Source organism: Nocardiopsis chromatogenes YIM 90109 (genome assembly GCF_000341185.1).
Taxonomy (GTDB): domain Bacteria; phylum Actinomycetota; class Actinomycetes; order Streptosporangiales; family Streptosporangiaceae; genus Nocardiopsis_A; species Nocardiopsis_A chromatogenes.
This window is the reverse complement of sequence record NZ_ANBH01000140.1, coordinates 1-19495: the sequence shown is the minus strand read 5'-3', so window position 1 is coordinate 19495 and position 19495 is coordinate 1. Positions and strand designations below refer to the sequence as shown.

Sequence of the window (19495 nt, the reverse complement as noted above, 5' to 3'; positions counted from 1 at the left end):
CCCCATCAGGCCGCCCAGCCAGTACCGGCTGGTGACCACGGCCGCGCTGGGCGAGGTCCCGGGCAGCAGCGGGCGCACCTGCTCGGCGCTGCGCGCATTGTCCAGGACCATGAGCACCCGGCGGCCCGCCAGTGCCGACCGCAGCAGCGGCGCCCGCTCCTCCAGCGCCTCGGGGTAGGGCTCGGGCACGCACAGCGCGCGCAGGAAGCGCACCGCGATGTCGCCGGGCGCCGGGCCGTGCTCCTCGCCGCCGCGCAGGTCGGCGTAGAGCCGCCCGTCGGCGAACCCGCCCGCCCCCGCGGCCCATTTCAGCACCAGGGCCGTGCACCCCGCCCCGTGTGGGCCGCTGACCAGCGCGCGGGCCGCGCCGCGCCGGTCGTGCATCAGCCGGTCCAGACGGTCCAGCTCCGCCGCGCGCCCGACGAAGAAGGGGTGCGGTGCGGGCAGCTGGAACGGCACCGGGTAGGCGCGCCGGGGAGGCGGCGCCCCCTGGGGGCGGGACGGCTCGGTCGGCGCCGCGCGCTGGCGCGGCACGGACGTCGGTTCGCCCTCCTCCTCGGCCAGGTCACCGTGGAGGATGCCCTCGAAGGTCTTCTGGAGCCTGCGCCCGGGGTCCAGGCCCAGGCGCTCGACCAGCACGCGGCGGGTGCGGCCGAAGGCCGCCAGCGCATCGCCCTGCCGCCCGGACCGGAACAGCGCCACCATGTGCTGGCGCACCAGCTCCTCGCGCTCGGGAAAGCGCGACACCATCCGGTTGAAGGCCTGGAGGAGCGCGCCGTGCCTGCCCAGGCGCAGCCCGAGGGCGCCCCAGCGCTCGGCGGCCTGAAGCAGCTCGTCCTCCAGGTGGCGGGCCTCCCCCTCGTGGATGGCGGCGGAGAGCACGTCCTCCAGGACCGGGCCGCGCCACAGCCCGAGCGCATCGCGCAGCAGCTCGTAGGCGCGCAGCGCGTCCCCGGCGCTCTCGGCCCGGTCGGCGTCGGAGCGCAGCGCCCGCAGCCGCAGCAGGTCCAGCCGGTCGGGCGGCAGCTCTATCCGGTAGCCGCCGTCGCCGCCGGTGACCAGGATCCGCCCGCCGCACTCGCCGCCCAGGGCGGCCCGGAGCCGGGCGACGTGCACCTGCAGCGAGCCCTTGCGCGCCTCGGGGGCGGCGTCGGGGCCCCACAGGGCGGCCACGATGTCGGCGACCGGAACGGTCCGGCCGCACCGCAGTAGGAGCAGGGCCAAGAGGGCACGGCGCTTGGTGCCGCGGAGCTCCACGGGGTCGCCCCCGTAGGTCACGCTCAGCGGCCCGAGAACGCCGAACTCGTAGTGCGCCACCTGCTCCCCTGGGGGCCGCCGCTCCGGGCACCCCGGCGTCGTGGGATCCGTGCTCGCCCTCTACAGTGCCGGGCGGCGCACGCGGCGCGCAATCCGCCTGTGCCGGGGTCCGCCTTGTGGCGGCTCCGCAACCCGCCCGACGCGCGCCCCGCTCTGATTGACTCCGACCCAAGCGAGCACGAGACTCTCTGCGATGGCGAACTCGGCGAATCCCCCGTCGGCCCCCGGCACCGTCCTGCGGGTGCGGGCCCTGCTGCCCTCCCTGCCCCCGGCCGAGCAGCGGGTGGCGCAGCGCATCATCGACGACCCCGAACGCGTGGCCGCCTCCTCCATCACCCAGCTGGCGCGGGACTGCTCCACCTCCGAGGCGACCGTCATCCGGTTCTGCCGGACGATCGAGCTGTCCGGGTACCGGGAGCTGCGGCTGGCCCTGGCCACCGAGGCGGGGCAGGCGCGCGGCGCCGGGCTGACCGCGCGCGAGCCGGTGGGCGACATCGACCCGGACGACACGCTGGTCACCGTGGTGCAGAAGATCGCCTACACCGACGCGCGGGCCGTGGAGGAGACCGGGGCGCAGCTCGACCCGGAGGTGCTGCAGGCGGCCGTGGAGGCCATGGGCGCGGCCCGCAGGATCGACATCTACGGGGTGGGCGCCAGCGCGTTCGTCGGAGCCGACCTGCAGCAGAAGCTGCACCGCATCGGGCTGGCCTCGTTCGCCTGGTCGGACAGCCATGTGATGCTGACCAGCGCGGCGGTGCTGCGCCCCGGCGACGTCGCGGTGGGCGTCTCGCACAGCGGCGCCACCATCGAGACGGTGAACGCGCTGGCCGAGGCGCGCGGGCGCGGGGCGACCACGGTGGTGGTCACCAACTTCCCGCGCAGCCCCATCTGCACCTACGCCGACCACGTGCTGACGACCGCCGCCCGGGAGACGACGTTCCGCTCGGGGGCCACCGCCAGCCGGCTGGCCCAGCTCACCGTGGTGGACTGCCTCTTCGTGGGGCTGGCGCAGCTGCGCTACGCCGACAGCCGCTCGGCCCTGGAGACCACCGCCGACGCGGTCCGGGGCCTGCGGGTGGGCGAGAAGGGCCGCCGGGAGCCCGGCGGCGCCTCCCCTGCGTGACGGGCCCGGCGTGACGGGCCGGGCGTTCGTGGCATGCCCCGGCGCCACGGGGCCGCCGTGAGGGTCAGCCGCGTTCGAGGGCCGTGCCCATCAGGCCCAGCGGCGGCGCGCCCAGCTCCAGCAGCGCCGCGTGGAAGCGCGGGAGGGTGAAGCCCGCGCCCCATTCGCGGCGCGCCCGCTCGCGCAGCGCCTGGATCTCCAGCTTGCCCCAGGTGTAGCGGCCGTAGGTGGGGTCGAACACCGCGCGCTGGGCCTCGGCGAGCGCGGCGGGCCCGGCCAGGGCGGTGTCCGCGGCGAACCGGCGCGCCGCGTCCTCGACCGTCATCGCCCCGGTGTGCACGCCGATCGCGGCCGCCAGGCGGGTGACCCGGATGAGCGCCTCCAGCCACACCCCGGCCTCGAAGTGGGCGGCGGTGAACCGCGCCCCGGGCCGGTCGGCGGTGCGCTCCTCGGCGTAGGCGCCGAACCCCTCCTCCACGCTCAGCTCCTCGGCGTAGTGCGCCCACCCCTCGATGAACGCCACCGAGTAGAAGAGCCTGCGCACCTGCCCCGGAGCGCGGCGCAGCGCGCGCCCGTGCGAGTAGTGGCCGGGGGCCACCTCGTGCACGCAGATCGCCGGGAGGGTGGTGGCGCTGAACATCTCCAGCCACTCCTGGCGGTCCTGCTCGGGCCAGTCCGGATCGGGCGGAGTGATGTAGTAGTTCGTGTCGCCGTCGGCCTCCCCCGGGCCCGCCCACGCCAGCATGGCCGTGGCCCAGCGGCGCGACTCCGGCGACTCCGAGACGCGCACGTCGCCGTCGCTGTAGGGCGCCAGGGCGCGCTCGCGGGTGAAGTCCACCGCCAGCCGCGTCCACATGCGCGCCTCCTCCATCACGCCCTCGGACCCCGGGTGGTCGCGCACCAGCTCGCGGGCGGCCTCCAGCGGGGGACGGCCGGGGGCGAGGCGGCCGGTGGCCTCGGCCAGGCGCTCCATGAGGCGGTCGCGCTCGGCGTCGGCGCGCTCGGCCAGGCGGCCCAGGTCCACGTCGAGGCCGTCGCGCACGCCCATCAGGCGGGCGAGCGCGTCCCCGCCCAGGGTGGCGCTGGGGTCGCCGTCGCGCGCGGCCTCCTCCAGGTGGGCGACGAGGGCGGCGTGCGCCTTGAGCGCGGGGCGCCGCACCTCCTCAGGGGTGCCGTCGGGGATCCCGGCGGCCAGGCCGCGGGCCGCGGGGAGCAGGGCACGGGCGGTGGGGGCGCTGACCCGGTCGAGGGTGTCCACGGCGGTGGCGGCCGCCTGCGGCCAGGCCTTGAGGTGGCTCAGCCGGGCCTCGCACCGCTCCTCTTCGGGCGCGTACCCGCGGCTGTAGCAGGACAGGTCGAGCTCGTCGAGGTGGACCAGGGGGTTGGTGCGGTGCGCCTGGAGCTCCCCGAACTGGTACCGCAGCGACTCCTCGGCCACCCGGGCGTGCGCCTCGTCGTGCGGGTCGGCCAGCTCCTCGCCGCCGAGGCGGGCCAGGCCCGCGCGCACGCCCTCCCTCGACATGTCACCGATGGTCCCGTCGTACTCGTGCCGCCCCGCGCCCTCGCGCATCTCGGGGGCCTGGAGGTCGGCGATCGCACGCAGCCGTGCCGGAAGTGCATCCATGGGGCGTGACCCTACTCTCGCACCGGAACTCGCGCCCGGGTCCGGGCGTCGCACCGGATATGGGTCGATTCCGCGGGCTCCTCCCGCTCTCCGCACGCAGGCGCGCGGCCGCCGCCGTCATCGCGGCCGCTAGCGCGTTCCTGCTGTTGCCCCTGCCCTTCGCCTGGCTGGCGTGGTCCACCGCCGGGGTGCGCGGAACGGCGGACGAGGCGCCCGAGCGGCCGGTGGCGCTGGTGCTCGGCGCGGGCCTGGACGACGACGGGCGGCCGCGCACGCTGCTGTCACGGCGGCTGGACCTGGCGGCCGAGCTGTACCACTCGGCGAAGGTGGAGGCGGTACTGGTCAGCGGCGACAACAGCCGCCAGGGCTACAACGAGACCGACGCGATGGCCGACTACCTGGCGGCGGTGGGGGTGCCGCCGGAGAAGGTCGCCGCGGACTACGCCGGGTTCAGCACGTGGGACTCGTGCGCGCGGGCGCGGCGGGTGTTCGGCGTCGAGGCGGCCACCGTGGTGACGCAGGACTTCCACCTGCCGCGCGCGGTGGGGCTGTGCCGGGCGGCCGGGATCGACGCCGTGGGTGTGGGCGACCCGAGCGGGGACCGGAAGTTCACCGCCACCGTCTACGGCTATGTGCGGGAGCTCCCGGCGGGCTACAAGGCGGCCGCGCAGGCCGCCCTGCGCCCCGACCCGGTCTTCCCCGGACCGGCGGAGACGAGTGTTGAGGAGGCGCTGGCCGCCCCGCGCTAGGGACGGGGCGGCCCGGGGGCGCCCGTCCTCAGTTCCCGCCGAAGAGGCGGCCCAGCAGGCCCGTGGGGCCCTCCTGGGAGGCCTTCGGCTGCGGCGCGCCTCCGTCCGCGGCCTGCGCGGCCGCGTCCACGTCCTCCTCCTCGTCCACGCCGACGAAGTCGCGGAACTCGGCACGCCCGGCGGGCAGGGACCAGGCCTGGGCGACGTCGCCGACGCCGTGCTCCTCCCAGCCGGCCTGCGGAAGCTCGGCGATGGCCCACAGCACGCGCAGCAGCCGGTCGGGGTCCTCGCCGCCGTCGGAGAGCGCCTTCTCCATGGCCTCAGCCGGGTCCTCCGGCGCGGTACGCGGTCCCAGCACCGACTCCAGGGCCTCGCCCACCACGGCGGCGGCGGTCGGCCCGGCGTGGGCCAGCGCCTCGGGGAGGACCGCGGTGCGCAGCTCTGCGGCGGCGCCCCGGCAGCGGCCCAGCGCGATGTAGCCCAGCACCACCGGCTCGACCACGCCCGGGTGCGGCCAGGCGTCGTTGAACAGCGCGGTGAAGCCGACCCGGGTGTCGCCCAGCTCGGCGAGCTTGGCCAGGGCCTGTTCGGGGGCGCGCTCGCCGTGCATCAGCGCCAGCGCGCACCCGGCCGCGAAGGACCGGTACAGGTTGCCCGCCTCCAGCTCCTCCACCAGCGCCACGGTGGCGGTGGCGTCCGCCGGGTCGGCGAGCAGACCCAGCGCGACCATCTCGGCGGGCAGCGCCTTGCGCCACTCGTCCTGCATCCGCAGGCCGACCCCGGGGTCCTGCGGCCGACGGGCCTGCTCGACCATGCGGGCGCGGATCCGCGGCACCGCGTGGTCGGCCGCCTCGGGCAGGAACGCCAGGATGGAGGCGGCCCACTCGGCGGTGGAGTTCATCCCGCTGCGGTTCTCCCGCCCCTCCAGCAGCCCCGCGAGGGCCTCGGCGCGCTCGGCGGCCGCGGTGCGCACGTCCAGCTCGGCCTGGAGCAGGGCGGCGCCGCCGTCGCGGCCGAGCACACCGTAACGGGCGGACATGCGCCGGTAGGACTGCTCGTCCGGGGCCTCGGCGCACCACTGCCGGTACTGCTCGCGCGCCTGCTCGGGGTCGGCCGCCACCGCCCAGGCGACCTCGTCGCGCCACAGGTCCAGGTCCCAGGCGTTCGGGACGACCGCCAGCGGCACCGGGACCACCAGCTCGAACAGCAGGCTCAGCGCCTCGCCCGGAGCGGAGGTGTCCGGGTGGCAGGCGATGTCGGCGAGGAAGCGCGCCGCCTCGGGGGCGGCGGCGTACCCCGGCCCGGGATGGCGCAGGATGTCGTAGAGCGCCGTGACCGCCTCCATGGACCCCGCGCCGCCCGATGCGACGGTCTGGAGCAGCCCCGGGACCTCGTCCCCGCGCTCGGGCGCCAGCCGCGCCCAGTCGACATCGTGCACTCCTGTGAGCGGCCCCCGGCCGGTGTTCGCGTCCATGGGAGCCGATTATCCCCTTTCGGGCACCTCCGTCGCGACACGGAAGGCGTCCGCCGCCAGCAGCGCGTCGCGCACGTCGTCGCGGGGGCGGCACGTGCGGTACGGCTCGGGGCGCGTCAGCGCGTCGCCCAGGGCGCGGGCATTGGCGCCGACCTCGCGCGCGTACCCCAGGGCGGTGGCGCGGGACCGCACGCGCCAGCTGCGGTCGCCCACGCCGACGGCGTCGATCCCGGCCGCCAAGGCCAGCATCAGCGCGCGCGGCAGGTGGAACTCCTGCGTGACGACGGTGGCGGCGTTGACCCCGTAGACGTCACGGGCGCGCGCGAAGCTGTCCCAGGTGCGGAAGCCGTAGGGGTCGGCGGCGATGCACGCCCGGGGCACCCCCGACTCGGCCAGGTAGTCGGCCATGCCGTCGGTCTCGCGCCCGGACACCTCCCGGTTGTCGCCCGAGACCAGCACCGCCCGCACGCGCCCCGCGCGGTGCAGGCGCGCGGCCAGGTCGAGGCGGCGCGCCAGCAGCAGGGACGGGCCGTGCGGCTTCATCCCCGCCCCCAGTACGACGGCCACCGGCCGGTCGGGCACCTCATCGGGGCCGAACCGGCGCCCCCGTGCGACCGCCTGCACCCAGGCGGTCGGGCCCAAGGCCGCGGCCGCCGCGCTCCCGGCGGCCAGTGCCGCCCGTTTCGCTGCTCCCACACTGCGACCCTACCGGGACCGCCCTCAGTGGATCGGCCACCGACGCACGACCTCGGGGTAGCGCTCGGCGATCGTGCTGTGGAGCTCGGTGGCCTCGGAGTACAGGTCCTCCCAGCCGTGTTCGACCGCTTGGAGCGCCGCCCGCCCCAGCTCCGCGGAGGCCTGGTCCGCGGCGCGTTCCAACTCCTCGGAGGCCTGGTCGCGCGCCGCCCTGAGATGCTGGGCGACCGCCCGCTTGAAGGCGCCGTCCACCCACATGATCCGGGCGAGCAGGATGCGCGCGGCGACCTCCCCCGAGGTGTTGCCCCGCTCCCGGTAGAGCCGCATCGCCTCCACGGCGTGCCCCTGGGCGGTCTTCAGCGGGTCGGAGTAGCGCCACGAGACCGTGCGCTCCACCGCCTGGCCCGGCGGGGAGACCTTGCGGTAGACGTCCTCGGCGGCGATGTGGTGGGTGCGCGCCTCCCACCGCTTGTCCCCGGGCTCGCCCGAACGCTGCCCGGCCTGGCTGAGCGCGGCGAACCCCTCGGCCGCGCTCCGGAACGCCTCGTCGGCCTCGCGGAACCTCTCGGCGGCGACGAGCACCCGCCCCAGGGTCAGGCGGGCGCGGTGCACCCCCCAATCGTCGCCCATGCGCTCCATGAGGACGATCGCCTCCTGCACCATCTCCCGGCGGCGGCGCGCGGACCACGCCCGCCGCAGCCGCCGCCCGGTGCGCCTGAGCGGCTGGGCCCGTTCCGGCTCGCGCACGGCGCGCACGGCGCGCGCGGCCTCCTCGTCGCCGATCAGCTCGGCCAGTTCGGCGGTGAGGCGGTCGCGGCGGCCCCGGGCCTTCTGCACCGCCCCTCCCAGAGCCGCGACGGCGCCGTCGCCCCGCACCTCCCGTAGGGCCGCGGCGTCGAACCCGGCCCGCTTGGCGGTCCGGTTGAGCTCCTTGAGCAGCGCCTCGGCCAGGCGCCACTGTGCGCGCAGCGCGGACGCGTCCAGCCCGCCGAGCGCGCGCAGGCACTGGGCGGTGTACCAGAGGCGGCCCTCGGCGCGGAAGCGCTCGCTCATCGCGGTCAGCTCGTACCAGGCGCGGAGCTGGCGCCCCTCCTCGGCGTGGACCTCGGCCAGCAGGACGCGGGCGAGGTCGCTCTGGCCGGTGTCGCCCTCCTCGGCGAAGATGTCGCACGCCCAGCGCAGCAGGTCCGAGGCGGGGCCTGTGTGGCCGATGTCGGCGTTGAGCTCGGCGAGGTTGTACAGCGCCCGCGCGCGCCACCACCACTCGCCGTGTCGGGCCATCACGGCCTCGGCGCGCTCCAATTCGTCCTTGGCGCTGTCGAGCTCGCCCCAGCGCTGCAGGCATACGCCGCGTGCGCGGTGTGCGCGCGCCAGCCAGCGCTCGTCGACGCCCTTCTGCTCGAAGGCGTACAGGGCGCGTTCGGCGTAGACGATGCCGGGCCGGTACTGCCCGCGCGCGCCGGACAGCTCCGAGGCGTCCAGCAGGGCCATGCCGAGCGCGTGCAGGTCCCCGTCGCCGTAGGCGAGCGCGAGCTGGGCCTCGACCGCCTGGTCCCACTCGCTCCAGTGGGCGCGCAGCACCTGGCATATGACCGCGACGGCGCGGGCCAGGCGCCAGCCCAGGCCGACGTGGCCCGCGTCGGCGGCCAGCCACAGGCACCCCAGCAGCACCTCCCGCTCCCGGTCGAGCCAGGCCGGAGGGTTCTCCGGCCCCGCCAGGCCGAGCCCGCCGTCGTCGCCGGGGCCGGAGGCGTGCCCGGCGATCGGCGGCTGCGGGAAGCCCGCGTCGACCCGGTGCAGGTCGGCGGCGGCCCGCTCGACCATCCAGGTGTAGGCGGCCACCAGGCGCCGCCCGGCCTCGGCGACCTCCCCGGCCGACCAGGCCGGATCGGCCTCCTCGGGGTCCACCCCCAGCTCGTCCGGGCCCAGCTTGCGCATGGTGTCGTGCACGAGCTGGTGCTGCCGGTAGCGCTGCACCCCGTCGTCGGCGACGCCGATGGGCTCGATCAGCGACAGCCCCGACAGCTCCTCCAGGACCGCGGCGGCGCGGCGGCGGTCGACGTCCAGCAGCGCGGCGGCGCCGTAGTCGGCGATCTCCTGCATGCCGGTGGCGGCCATGCGGTGCAGCAGGCGGGCGGCCTGGGTGCCGCACAGCCGGAACACCCCCAGGAAGGAGGCGGGGAAGCCGGTGGGGCCCAGCAGGGGGGTGACCGAGGAGCGGCGCAGCTTCTCCAGCAGCTCCCCGGTGTCCTCACCGCTGTGCGAGGCCAGGCGGGTGCCGCACATCTTCAGCGCCAGCGGCAGGCCGTGGCAGTGCGCGGCGACCGCCCGGCGCCGGACGCGCTCCTCCTCCCGCTCGGCGGGGTCGGCGGGCAGGGCGACCTGGCGGTCCAGCAGTTCGGCGCCCTCGTCGTCGGTCAGCCCCTCCAGGTGCTCCTCCACGTAGGTGAACCCGGCGTCGTGGAAGGGACGGCGGGCGGTGACGATGACCGCGCTGTGGGGGCTGTTCGGCAGAAGGGGCTGGACCTGGCGGGGGTCCTCGGCGTTCTCCAGGACCAGCAGAAGGCGGCGCCCGGCGGAGCGGCTGCGCCAGGCCTCCTCCAGGTGGCGGCGGGGGCCGCGGGGGCTGTCCCCGGAGGCGCCGAGCAGCTCCTCCAGCAGGTCGGCGACGGGGCGGGGGCGCGCGGCGGCGGCCGCCGCGGCGAACTGGGCGGCGCGCTCGGCCTTCTGCCCGGCGTCCGGGTCGTCCGGGTCGCCGGGGCCGGCCGGGCCCAGGCCGGGGAGCCGCCGCAGCCGCCGGGGCAGCACATCGCGCAGGCGCATGCGGGTGGGCCCGGTGGTGCCCGGATCACCGGCGCCGCCGGGCCCGTCGGCGCCCTCGTCACCGTCCTCGCCGTCCGGGCTGGTGCCGGTGGTCAGGTCCATCCAGCGGGGACCGTCGGGGAAGCGCTCGGCCACCTCGCGGGCGACGCGGTTGGCGAGCTGGCTCTTTCCGGTGCCCGGGGCGCCGGTGACGACCACGACCAGCGGCGGGCTGTGCCGCCCCCGGCGCCGCCAGGGGCGGAGCCGGTCGGCCAGCCCGCGCCGCCCGGGCCGGGAGAAGCCCCGGAAGAGGCGGAGCNGCCGCCGCTGCGGCCCGCGGTATCCGGTGAAGTGGGGTTCGGGGTGGAGCAGGTTGTTGCCGCGGCCCTCGCGCCAGAAGGGGCCCGGTTCCCGGCCCGCGACGCGGCGCCGCACGTCGCGCACGATGAACGGGAGCTGGGCCAGGGCGCCGATGACGACCAGGCCCCAGATCGCCTCGTTGGGCAGCCAGTCGAGCAGGTCAGGGGCGTTCTGCAGGACGGTGGCGGTGATGGAGAGCCCGCCCCAGGCGGCCCACGCGGCGGCGTAGGCGCCCAGGCGCCGCCGGGAGACCGGCCCGGCGGGGGGCGGCCGCTGGGGGGTGCGCTCGGTCATCCGCTCCTTCTTCCCGGCCTCGGTGGGCGCCTCGGTGGGCACCGCCCGATGTTCTCAGACCGCCCGCCGTTCACCGGATCCCGCACCCGCCCCGGGGGTCTCGCCGGACGCCCGTGAACCCGGAGGGCCACCGATTCGGATGCCCCCCGCGGGGGACGGGTTCGGCGCGCGCCCGAAACCGGCCGGACCGGCACCGGAATCCAACTCGTGTCTGAGATTCGAGACACGGCGGATAGTGTTTTCGCAGGTCATGGGGGATATATCGGAACGCGGCGGCCGCAGGGGGCCCAGATCGCCGGGGCGGGCGGTGTGACCTGGCGAACAATGGGCCGCGTCCCACCACGTCGCGGAGGTCTCCCCATGACAGACACCCCCCGGGCGGCCGCCGAGGCCGCGGCGCCTCCCCGCACCGCCGCCCTCCGGTTCGCCGCCGCCACCCTCACCGGGCTGTTCTTCTTCCTGCTCCCGCTGCGCGTCGACGGCGCCTGGACCATCCCCTTCGACCTGCTGGTCAGCGCGGTCCGGGACGGCGCCCCCACGGTCGTGGAGTACACGGTGCTGGCCATGGTCGCCCTGTCGGCGGTGCTCACCGTCGCCGCGAAGGCCCAGCGGGCGCTGGGCCGCACGGGGCCCGTCGACCTGTCGCCGTTCGCCACCGGATGGGTGTTCACGCTCATCCGCGTCGCCGGGGCGGTGCTGGCGGTGATGGTCGTGTTCGGGCTCGGCCCGGCCGCCGTGCTGGACGAGGGCGTCGGACCGATGATCTTTCACAGCGTCGTCACGGCGGTGGCGGTGATCGTGCCGATCGGCGCGGTGTTCGTAACGCTGCTGGTCTCCTACGGCGGCCTGGAGTTCATCGGCACGCTCGCACGGCCGGTGATGCGCCCGCTGTTCAAGGTGCCCGGGCGCGGCGCCCTGGACGCGCTGGCGTCGTTCGTGGGGTCCTACTCCATCGGGCTGTACGTCACCAACCGCATGTACCTGGAGGGCCGCTACACCGCGCGGGAGTCGGCCACCATCGCCACCTGCTTCAGCAGCGTCAGCCTGGGCTTCTTCGCCGTGGTCGCCGCCACGCTGGACCTGATGCCCTACTTCCCGCTGATCGTGGGGTCGGTGCTGCTGCTGTCGGTCGTCCTGGCGGTGGTCCTGGTGCGCATCCCGCCGCTGTCGCGCAAGCCCGACACCTACGCGGCCGAGCCCCGCCCCGAGCCCGAGCCGGAGGGGGCGCTGCTGCGCACCGCCGTGCGGCGGGCCGTGGAGCGCGCGGGCACCGCCCGGGGTGCGGGCCGCGAGTGCGCGACCGGCTTCGCCGAGGGGCTGCGCCTGGCGCTGGTGATCCTGCCGACGATCCTGGCGGTGGGCACGGCGGCGGTGCTGGCCGCCCAGCACACGCCCGTCTTCGACTGGCTCGGGCGGCCGCTGGAGCCGGTGATCGCGCTGCTGGGCATCCCCGACGCCGGCATCGTCGCCCCGGCCTCGCTGGTGGGGGTCAGCGAGATGTTCCTGCCCGCGCTGTTCGCCACCGGGGCCGCCGTGGAGGCCAAGTTCTTCGTGGCGGTGCTGTCCCTGACCCAGCTGCTGTTCTTCTCGGCGACCATCCCGCTGCTGCTGGAGCTGGACGTGCCGATCCGGCTGCGGGACTGCCTGGCCCTGTTCGTGCTGCGCACGGCCATCTCGATCCCGATCATCGCCCTCATCGTGCACCTGGTGTTCTGAGGGCGCTCAGGGGGTGTGCGCGGGTCATGGCCGTAGGAGGCACCGGCGGCGCCATGTCCATCGCAGGGCCGGGGAAAGAGCCGGTCGGCAGGCCGTCGACCGGCGAGAACGCGGCGAGGGGCGTTTCCGGGCGCCGCGCAGTAGGCCGTGGTCCACGCAGCACCCCCTACGATCCCCGCCCATGGACATCCGCACCGTCGCCTATTCGCACCCCGACGCCCGGGCGCTCATCGCCGAGCTGCAGAAGGAGTACGTCGACCGCTACGGGGACGAGGACGAGACCCCCGTCGCCCCGGAGGAGTTCGCCCCGCCCCACGGGGCGTTCGCGGTCGGCTACGACGACGGACGCCCGGTCGCCTGCGGGGGATGGCGCGCCTTCGGCGGGGCCGCGGAGGTCAAGCGCATGTACGTGCGGGCACAGGACCGCGGGCGCGGCCTGGCCCGCGCCATGCTCGCCCACCTGGAGGCCGACGCCGCGCGCGCCGGGTGGCGCCGGGTCCTGCTGATGACCGGCGACCTGCAGCCCGAGGCCGTCGCCCTCTACCGGTCGAGCGGGTACGCCCCGGCCGAGCCGTGGGGGCCGTACGCGGACGACCCGCTCGCGCACTTCTACGCCAAAGAGGTCGGCCGTCCGGGGGCTTGATGGCCGGATCGGGCCACTCGGGCGGTTTGTCCTTCCCTTCCGATAGAAACGAGAGGCGAGACGCAAGCGGCCCGCGCCGGACCTGAGGAGGCCCATGCCCCAGTTGGCCATCGACGCGACGTGTCTGCCCCAGTACGACAAGCTCGACCGGCCCACACGGGAGCGCCTGCGCGAGGCCACCCGCAAGTTCAGGGAGCTCCCCCTCGACGCCCTGCTCACCCACCCCGACCTGCGCATCCGCTCCCTGCCCGAGGGGCAGGACCCGCGGGTGCGCACGTTCCGCATCAGCGACTCCTGGACCGGTGTCATGCTCGCCCCCGAGTCCGGTGAGACGTTCCTGCTCGTCCACCTGCTGCCCCGGGACACCGCCGAGGGCTGGGCCCAGGACCAGCGGCACGACGTCAACGGGGTGATGGGCACCCTGGAGCGGCGGGACGCCGCCGCACTGGAGAAGACCGTCCCGGAGGAGACCGCGCCCCTGCCCGGGGAGGCGCCGGGCGGCCCCTTCGACGGCGTCTCCGACGGGGACCTGGAACGGCTCGGCGTCGACCCCGAGATCCGCCGCTTCGTCCGCACCCTGTCGTCCCCCGCCGAGCTGCACGCCTGGCGGCCCGCCCTGCCCCAGGACCAGTTCGAGGTGCTGGCCGCGCTGGCCGAAGGGCACCCGGTGCGCCGGGTGCAGGAGGAGGTGGTGGCCCCGCGCCGCCCGCGCGTGGGCGCGGTCTCCACCGACGACTACGACGCCGCCATCCGCAACACCCGCGAGCGGGTGATCGTGGTCGGCGACGACCAGGAGATCGAGGACGTGCTCGCCGGGGAGTTCAACGCCTGGCGCGTCTTCCTCCACCCCAAGCAGCGCGACCTGGCCTACCGCCCGCGGTTCGGCGGCCCGGCCAAGGTCACCGGCGGCCCCGGCACCGGCAAGACCGTCGTCGCCCTGCACCGGGTCAAGCACCTGGCCGAGAACCTCCCGCTGGACGGGCGCATCCTGCTCACCAGCTTCACCAACGCGCTCGTGGAGTCGCTCAAGGGCAACCTCGCCCTGCTGCTGGACCCGGCGCTGCTGGACGACGTGGACGTGCTCACCATCGACAAGGTCGCCCTGGACGTGGTGCGGCGGGCCCACCCCGACATCCGCCTGCGCACCGACACCCGGGGCGTGTTCGCCAAGATCGCCCGCGGGCACGGGCTGCCCTACCCGCCGGACTTCCTGTACTCGGAGTACCGGCACGTGGTGATGGCCCAGCAGATCACCACCCTGGAGGGCTACCTCGACCCCGACGCGCGGCGCGGGCGCAGCACCGCGCTCGCCGCCGACCAGCGGCGCGCCGTGTGGCACGCCATCAGCGACGCCCGCGCCCTGATGCGCACCGGGCGCGCCCTGCCCGCCGAGGAGATGCACGCCGAGGCGGCCCGGCTGCTCGCCGAGCGGTCCGAGCCGCCCTACACCAGCGTCGTCGTCGACGAGGCCCAGGACCTGCACCCGATGCAGTGGCGCACGCTGCGCGCCGCCGCCCCGGAGGGGCCGGACGACCTGTTCATCGCCGGGGACAACCGCCAGCGCATCTACGACAACACGGTCTCCTTCAAACGGCTGGGCATCAACGTGGTCGGCCGCTCCTACCCGCTGCGGGTCAACTACCGGACCACCCGGCAGATCCTCGACTGGGCCGGGGGCATCGTCGGCGGCCGCGCCACCGAGGAGCTGGGCGGGTCGGCGCCGGAGCCGGAGGGCGCCGACCGGTGCGTGCTCAGCGGCCCCGCACCCCGGCTGCACGGCGCCGCCGACGAGCCCGCCGAGCTGGACGCCCTCGCCGAGCAGGTGCGGTCCTGGCTGGCCGAGGGCATCTCCCCGGCGGACGTGTGCGTGACCGCCCGCACCAACCGGCAGCGCGACGCGGTCGCCGCCCACCTGCGGGCGCGGTCGCTGCCCGCGGCCGCGTTCAACCCGCGCGAGCAGGCGGTGACCGACGCGGCCGGGTCGGTGCGGGTGACCACCATGCACGGCGTGAAGGGGCTGGAGTTCCGCGCGGTGGCGGTCACCGGCGCGACGGCGGCCGCGCTGCCTCTGATGGACCACGTGACCCCGGCCGAACAGGACGAGAACCAGCACCGCGGAGACCTGGAGGCACAGCGCTCACTCCTGTACGTGGCCTGCACCCGCGCACGGGAGCGGCTGTACGTGTCCTGGCACGGCGCACCGAGCCCGTTCCTGCCCGTGTGAGGTGGTCGTCCGTGGTCGCGGGGGCCTGACGGGCCAATACGGGGCATTGGGCGGCGAGAGCGGCCAGCAGGCCCCCGCGCCCAGGGCCTCGGCCGGGCGCCGACCCAGCGGGTTGTGGGGTGAGAGGGCGGCGACGAAGGAGGGCAGCGGGCTGCTCCGGAGGACGGAGACCGCGAACCTCGACGACCGCGCTGCCTTCCCTGACCGCGAGGGGCCCGGCGGACGGCAAGCAGGGCCGGGAAACCGCCCCGCTCACTCCGTCGCGGCCGATCACGGTGACCACGCACACTCCGTGCAGTCGTCAGCGCTGCCGCAAGGGGCGGGGACCTATGTCGCCCCCTGCCCCGCGCCCAGGGCCCCGGCCGGGTGCAGGGCTCATGTCCGAGGCCCAGGTGTCCGAACCTCCTCGGCTTCGGGAGCGGTCAAGGCGGCGCGGACCATTTCGGCGATCTGGTCGGGGTGGCGCAGATCGCTCCAGGTGAAACGGAGCAGCACCAGCCTCCCGGGGGCGGCGGCCATGCGGTTGTGCCGCTCGCGGTCGGAGAAGAGCGCCTGCGGCAGCGTGTGCGGCCCCGCGCCGTCGGCCTCGGCCACCACGCCGTGGTCGGGCCAGGCCAGGTCGGCGCGCCCGGCCAGCTCGCCGGCGGCCGTGAACACCGGGTACTGCAGCTCCTGCGGGGCCAGCCCGCGGTCGGCCAGCACCAGCCGCAGCCGGGTCTCGAACGTGCTCTCCGCCCGCCCGTCGGCCTGGGCCCACCAGCCGCGGCTGCGGCGGGCGCCGAGACGCCCGGCGTTGGCGGCGGCCAGCTCGGGCAGGTCGCCGGGGTCGACCAGGCCCAGGTTGAGCGCCGAGTCGGCCACGCTGACCGCCGTGTAGCGGTCGGTGAGCAGCACCGTGTCCCGCACGGTGCGGCCCGGCGTGGTCAGCCGCAGGCCGCCGCGCACCGTGGTCTCCCCCGCCGGGACGTCCCAGCCGTGCCGCCGCACCCCCGCCGAGGCGGCCGAGCCCCGGCCCGGGGCGCTGACGTGCACGTGCTCGTACCCGGGGCCGGGCATGGGGCCCTGCATCCCCCACAGCCGGGCGGCCGTGGGCCCCACCGCCACCGCGCGGGGGCCCAGTACCAGCTGCACCGCCTTGACCCGGGCGGCCAGCGGCAGCGGCCCCGGGTCCAGCCGGTAGACGTTGGGGCGGACCTTGGCCCACCGGCGGGACCGCACCAGGCGGTCGATCGCGCGGTCGGTCAGCCCGCAGGAGCGGGCCTGGTCACGGGAGACCACCCCGTGCTGGGAGGCGGCCAGGGAGGTGACAGCGCCGAACTCGTCCATGGGCCCCATCGGACACCCGCGCGCCCGGCGCCGCCAGACGGTTCCGTCCGCCTGTGGACAGCGGCCGGGGTCCGCGGGGGTCCCGGCGGTCGGTAGGCTCACCCACCATGACCACCGCCGTTCGCGACGTCTTCTCCGGGGCGGGGCTGCTGCTGCGCGGCGCCGGCATCGTGCTGAGCCGCCCCAAGCTGTTCTTCCTGGGCGCCATCCCCCCGCTGTTCACCTCGCTGCTCTTCCTCGGCGCGCTCATCGCGCTGCTGTACAACATCGCCGACCTGGCCGCCTGGGCCACCCCCTTCGCCGAGGCGTGGGCCGGAGGCTGGCGGAACACCGTGCGCATCACCGCCGGGGTACTGATGGTGGGCGCCGCCGTGCTGGTGATGGTGGTGGGCTTCACCGGCCTGACGCTGGCGCTGGGGTCGCCGCTGTACGACCTGATCGCCGAGGACGTCGAGGAGCGCATGGGGGGCGCCCCCGAGGCGGACGAGTCGCTGACCGGGTCCATCGCCCGGTCGGTGCGCCAGTCGCTGGTGCTGGTCCTGATCTCGGCGCTGATCGCGCTGCCGCTGCTGATCGCCGGGTTCGTCCCGGTCGTCGGGCAGACGGTGGTGCCGGTGGTCTCGGCGCTGTTCGGCGGGTTCATGCTCGGCATGGAGCTGGTTGGCGCCGCCTTCGACCGGCGGGGGCTGCGGCGCCTGGGCGACCGGCGGCGCGCGATCTGGTCCCGCAAGGCCCTGTCGCTGGGCTTCGCCGTGCCCGCCTACTTCCTGCTGGCGATCCCGTTCGTGGCGGTACTCGTCTTCCCCGCCGCGACCGCCGGTGGCACCCTGCTGGCGCGGCGGATCCTGCCCGCCGCGCCCCCGGTCGCGCCTCCTGCAGGGCCCGTGCAGGGGTACCCGCAGGGCGGGCGGTGGCACCCGCCCCAGGGCGGCCACCCGCCTCAGCAGTGGCAGCCGCCCTACGGGCCGGGGCAGCCCCGCTAGATCGTTGATGGGAAACGTGTGCCCCGATCAGTGGCCGACGACCACCGGCAACCGCTTGACCGGGGCGCCGACCAGCCGCGCGCGCCGGACGGCGGCGCAGAGCGCGCGGCCCCTCCGGCACACACCGGCCCCAACCGGCCCTTCAGCGTCCGGACCACCGCCCCGACGCCCCGATCCTCCGGCACACCCGGCCCGCACACACCGACCCCGGGCACCCTTCGCCGTGTCCGCAGCCGGTTCAGCGATCTCCCACCAATGATCGAGGGCCTGACCGGAGTTCCCCTCGCCCCGGCCCCCTACGTCGTCGATCTCGTCGGAAGCCGGGCTCAAGAAGGCCGTCTTCCGCGAGATCGACGGGTTCCGGTCCGGTGGGGCGCCGGGAGTCCCGGCGCGACACCGCGAGACTCCGGACAGGACCTAGCGCAGCCCGGCGGAGCGGTTCAGCGCCGACGTGATCAGGCGGTCCACCAGCTGCGCGTAGTCGACGCCGGTGGCCGCCCACATCTGCGGGAACGCCGAGCTGGGGGTGAACCCCGGCATCGTGTTCAGCTCGTTGACGTAGACCTCGCCGTCGTCGCCGTAGAAGAAGTCCACCCGGGCCAGCCCCTCGCAGCCCATGGCTTCGAAGGTGCGCACCGCCAGGGCGCGGATGCGCTCGATGACCTCCTCGGGCAGGTCGGCCGGGATGGTCAGGCTGCTGCTCGACAGGTACTTGGCCTCGAAGTCGTAGAAGTCGAACCCGTCGGCCACGTGGATCTCGGCCGGGAGGGAGGCCTCCGGAGCGGCCCCGTCCACGCCCTCCAGGACGCCGCACTCCACCTCGCGCCCGGACAGGGCCGCCTCCACGATGACCTTGGGGTCGTGCTCGCGCGCGGCCTCGACCGCGGCCACGACCGCCTCGGAGTCCGAGCCGTCCTTCACCTTGGTGATGCCGACGCTGCTGCCCGCGCGCGCGGGCTTGACGAACAGCACCTCGCCCAGTTTGGCGATGTCGTCGAGCACCCGGCGGCGCTCGGTGCGCCACTCGCGGTCGGTCACCGGCACGTACGGCCCGGTGGCGATCCCGTGCCCGGTGAGCATCGCCTTCATGAAGACCTTGTCCATGGAGGCGGCGCTGGCGAACACGCCCGCGCCCACGTAGCGCGCGCCCATCATCTCGAAGAGGCCCTGGATGGTGCCGTCCTCGCCGTAGGGGCCGTGCAGCAGGGGCAGGACCACGTCCACCTCGGCCAGCCGCTCAGGGACCGCGCCGGGCTCCAGCACCGCCAGGCCGGACCCGGCGTCGAACGGCAGCGCCAGCGCCTTCCCTCCGCCGGCGCCCTCCACGGTGGGCAGCCTCCCGCCCTCGATGGCCAGGCGGTCCGGGTTGCCGGAGGCCAGTACCCATTCGCCGGAGCGGGTGATGCCGACCGGCACCACCTCGTACCGGTCCGTGTCGATCACCGACAGGACACTGCCCGCGGTGACGCAGCTGATCTCGTGCTCGGAACTGCGACCGCCGAAGACCACGGCGACGCGGACCCTGTCGTTCCCGCCCGTTCTGCGCTGCTCGGCCATACTGACCTACCCGATCTCGCCTCGTTCCGACCCGGGCGCCGCTGCGGCGCTCCGGTGCTGTCCGATCGGCCCCGTCCCCGGTGACCGCATACCCGCCCCGGCCCGGCTCTCACGCACCGCCGCAGCGGTCGAGCGCCGCGAGGGCGTCGCGGACCAGGTCCCGCGGGTCCTCCAGGCCGATGGAGAAGCGTACCGCGCTCGCCGCGATGCCCGCCCTCTCCAGTTCGGCGTCGCTCATCTGGCGGTTCGTGGTGGAGGCGACGTGCCCGGCCAGGGTGTGCGTGCCGCCCAGCGAGGCGGCCACGTCGGCCAGGCCCAGCGCGTCGGCGAAGGCCATGCCCTCCTTGCGGCCGCCGTGCGGGGCGACGGTCACCACCGCTCCGTAGCGGCCCTCGTCGAACAGCGCGCGGGCGAGCCCGTGCCCGGGGTGGCCCGGCAGCGAGGGGTGGTCCACGCTCGCGACCGCCGGGTGGGCGGCCACGGCGGCGGCGAACTCGGCGGCGGTGGCGCACTGCCGGGCCACCCGCAGCGGCAGCGTCTCCAGGCCCCGGTGCAGCAGGTAGGCCTCGTCCGGTGCCAGGCAGGGCCCCAGGTCGATCCGGGCGGC

The 19495-nt window shown here is 75.8% G+C and carries 13 protein-coding genes; 6 read left to right on the top strand and 7 right to left on the bottom strand.

Going from position 1 to position 19495, the window contains the following annotated elements:
- The coding region (locus D476_RS0114695; RefSeq protein WP_017624698.1) for an AfsR/SARP family transcriptional regulator at nucleotides 1-1317 on the bottom strand (1317 nt) is incomplete at its 3' end.
- Between the two features lie 193 nt (nucleotides 1318-1510).
- Between D476_RS0114695 and D476_RS0114690 the strand changes: the two genes are divergently transcribed.
- Entirely contained in the window at nucleotides 1511-2440 is a 930-nt protein-coding gene (locus D476_RS0114690; RefSeq protein WP_017624697.1) for a MurR/RpiR family transcriptional regulator, read from the top strand.
- A gap of 64 nt (nucleotides 2441-2504) precedes the next feature.
- Here the strand turns inward: D476_RS0114690 and D476_RS0114685 are convergent, their stop codons facing one another.
- Nucleotides 2505-4064, bottom strand: a complete 1560-nt coding sequence (locus D476_RS0114685) for a DUF885 family protein (RefSeq protein ID WP_017624696.1) — start codon at nucleotides 4062-4064, stop codon at nucleotides 2505-2507.
- 59 nt (nucleotides 4065-4123) lie between these two features.
- Between D476_RS0114685 and D476_RS0114680 the strand changes: the two genes are divergently transcribed.
- The gene (locus tag D476_RS0114680) at nucleotides 4124-4813 is read left to right on the top strand and encodes a SanA/YdcF family protein (RefSeq protein ID WP_017624695.1); all 690 of its coding nucleotides are present in this window, start codon (nucleotides 4124-4126) and stop codon (nucleotides 4811-4813) included.
- A 28-nt stretch (nucleotides 4814-4841) separates the two neighbouring features.
- Here the strand turns inward: D476_RS0114680 and D476_RS0114675 are convergent, their stop codons facing one another.
- Nucleotides 4842-6287 carry a hypothetical protein gene (locus D476_RS0114675; protein ID WP_017624694.1) on the bottom strand — a complete coding sequence of 482 codons (1446 nt, stop codon included), beginning with the start codon at nucleotides 6285-6287 and terminating at the stop codon, nucleotides 4842-4844.
- 9 nt (nucleotides 6288-6296) lie between these two features.
- Nucleotides 6297-6983 carry a SanA/YdcF family protein gene (locus tag D476_RS0114670; RefSeq protein ID WP_026123513.1) on the bottom strand — a complete coding sequence of 229 codons (687 nt, stop codon included), beginning with the start codon at nucleotides 6981-6983 and terminating at the stop codon, nucleotides 6297-6299.
- Between the two features lie 3816 nt (nucleotides 6984-10799).
- On the opposite strand from D476_RS0114670, the gene D476_RS0114660 reads away from it, so the two are divergent.
- The 3 genes from D476_RS0114660 (at nucleotide 10800) to D476_RS0114650 (ending at nucleotide 15022) form a co-directional block, all read left to right on the top strand.
- A complete protein-coding gene (locus D476_RS0114660) occupies nucleotides 10800-12155 on the top strand; it encodes a YjiH family protein (protein WP_017624692.1) in 1356 nt (451 codons plus the stop codon).
- Nucleotides 12156-12336: 181 nt separating this feature from the next.
- Nucleotides 12337-12798: a GNAT family N-acetyltransferase gene (locus D476_RS0114655; RefSeq protein ID WP_017624691.1), complete on the top strand. Its 462-nt coding sequence runs from the start codon at nucleotides 12337-12339 to the stop codon at nucleotides 12796-12798.
- Nucleotides 12799-12892: 94 nt separating this feature from the next.
- Nucleotides 12893-15022 (top strand): 3'-5' exonuclease, encoded by a 2130-nt coding sequence (locus D476_RS0114650; protein ID WP_017624690.1) that lies wholly within the window; start codon nucleotides 12893-12895, stop codon nucleotides 15020-15022.
- Between the two features lie 375 nt (nucleotides 15023-15397).
- On the opposite strand, the gene D476_RS0114645 is transcribed toward D476_RS0114650, so the two are convergent.
- Nucleotides 15398-16348 carry a type IV toxin-antitoxin system AbiEi family antitoxin domain-containing protein gene (locus D476_RS0114645; protein ID WP_051061749.1) on the bottom strand — a complete coding sequence of 317 codons (951 nt, stop codon included), beginning with the start codon at nucleotides 16346-16348 and terminating at the stop codon, nucleotides 15398-15400.
- Between the two features lie 107 nt (nucleotides 16349-16455).
- Between D476_RS0114645 and D476_RS0114640 the strand changes: the two genes are divergently transcribed.
- On the top strand, nucleotides 16456-17331 hold the full coding sequence (locus D476_RS0114640; protein WP_017624688.1) for an EI24 domain-containing protein: 876 nt from the start codon (nucleotides 16456-16458) through the stop codon (nucleotides 17329-17331).
- Between the two features lie 417 nt (nucleotides 17332-17748).
- Here D476_RS0114640 and D476_RS0114635 read toward each other — a convergent pair whose 3' ends face one another.
- Together D476_RS0114635 and D476_RS0114630 are read right to left on the bottom strand one after the other, a co-directional pair.
- The gene (locus D476_RS0114635) at nucleotides 17749-18888 is read right to left on the bottom strand and encodes a D-alanine--D-alanine ligase family protein (RefSeq protein ID WP_017624687.1); all 1140 of its coding nucleotides are present in this window, start codon (nucleotides 18886-18888) and stop codon (nucleotides 17749-17751) included.
- Nucleotides 18889-18997: 109 nt separating this feature from the next.
- Nucleotides 18998-19495, bottom strand: a 498-nt coding sequence (locus D476_RS0114630) for a PLP-dependent transferase (RefSeq protein ID WP_017624686.1), incomplete at its 5' end; no start/stop codon positions are given.

Excerpts from the sequence above, each read along its gene's own strand:
- D476_RS0114660 (WP_017624692.1), top strand. The coding sequence starts at position 10,800 with ATGACAGACACCCCCCGGGCGGCCGCCGAGGCCGCGGCGCCTCCCCGC.
- D476_RS0114640 (WP_017624688.1), top strand. The coding sequence starts at position 16,456 with ATGACCACCGCCGTTCGCGACGTCTTCTCCGGGGCGGGGCTGCTGCTG.
- D476_RS0114650 (WP_017624690.1), top strand. The coding sequence starts at position 12,893 with ATGCCCCAGTTGGCCATCGACGCGACGTGTCTGCCCCAGTACGACAAG.
- D476_RS0114685 (WP_017624696.1), bottom strand. The coding sequence starts at position 4,064 with ATGGATGCACTTCCGGCACGGCTGCGTGCGATCGCCGACCTCCAGGCC.
- D476_RS0114655 (WP_017624691.1), top strand. The coding sequence starts at position 12,337 with ATGGACATCCGCACCGTCGCCTATTCGCACCCCGACGCCCGGGCGCTC.
- D476_RS0114680 (WP_017624695.1), top strand. The coding sequence starts at position 4,124 with ATGGGTCGATTCCGCGGGCTCCTCCCGCTCTCCGCACGCAGGCGCGCG.
- D476_RS0114690 (WP_017624697.1), top strand. The coding sequence starts at position 1,511 with ATGGCGAACTCGGCGAATCCCCCGTCGGCCCCCGGCACCGTCCTGCGG.
- D476_RS0114635 (WP_017624687.1), bottom strand. The coding sequence starts at position 18,888 with ATGGCCGAGCAGCGCAGAACGGGCGGGAACGACAGGGTCCGCGTCGCC.
- D476_RS0114675 (WP_017624694.1), bottom strand. The coding sequence starts at position 6,287 with ATGGACGCGAACACCGGCCGGGGGCCGCTCACAGGAGTGCACGATGTC.
- D476_RS0114645 (WP_051061749.1), bottom strand. The coding sequence starts at position 16,348 with ATGGACGAGTTCGGCGCTGTCACCTCCCTGGCCGCCTCCCAGCACGGG.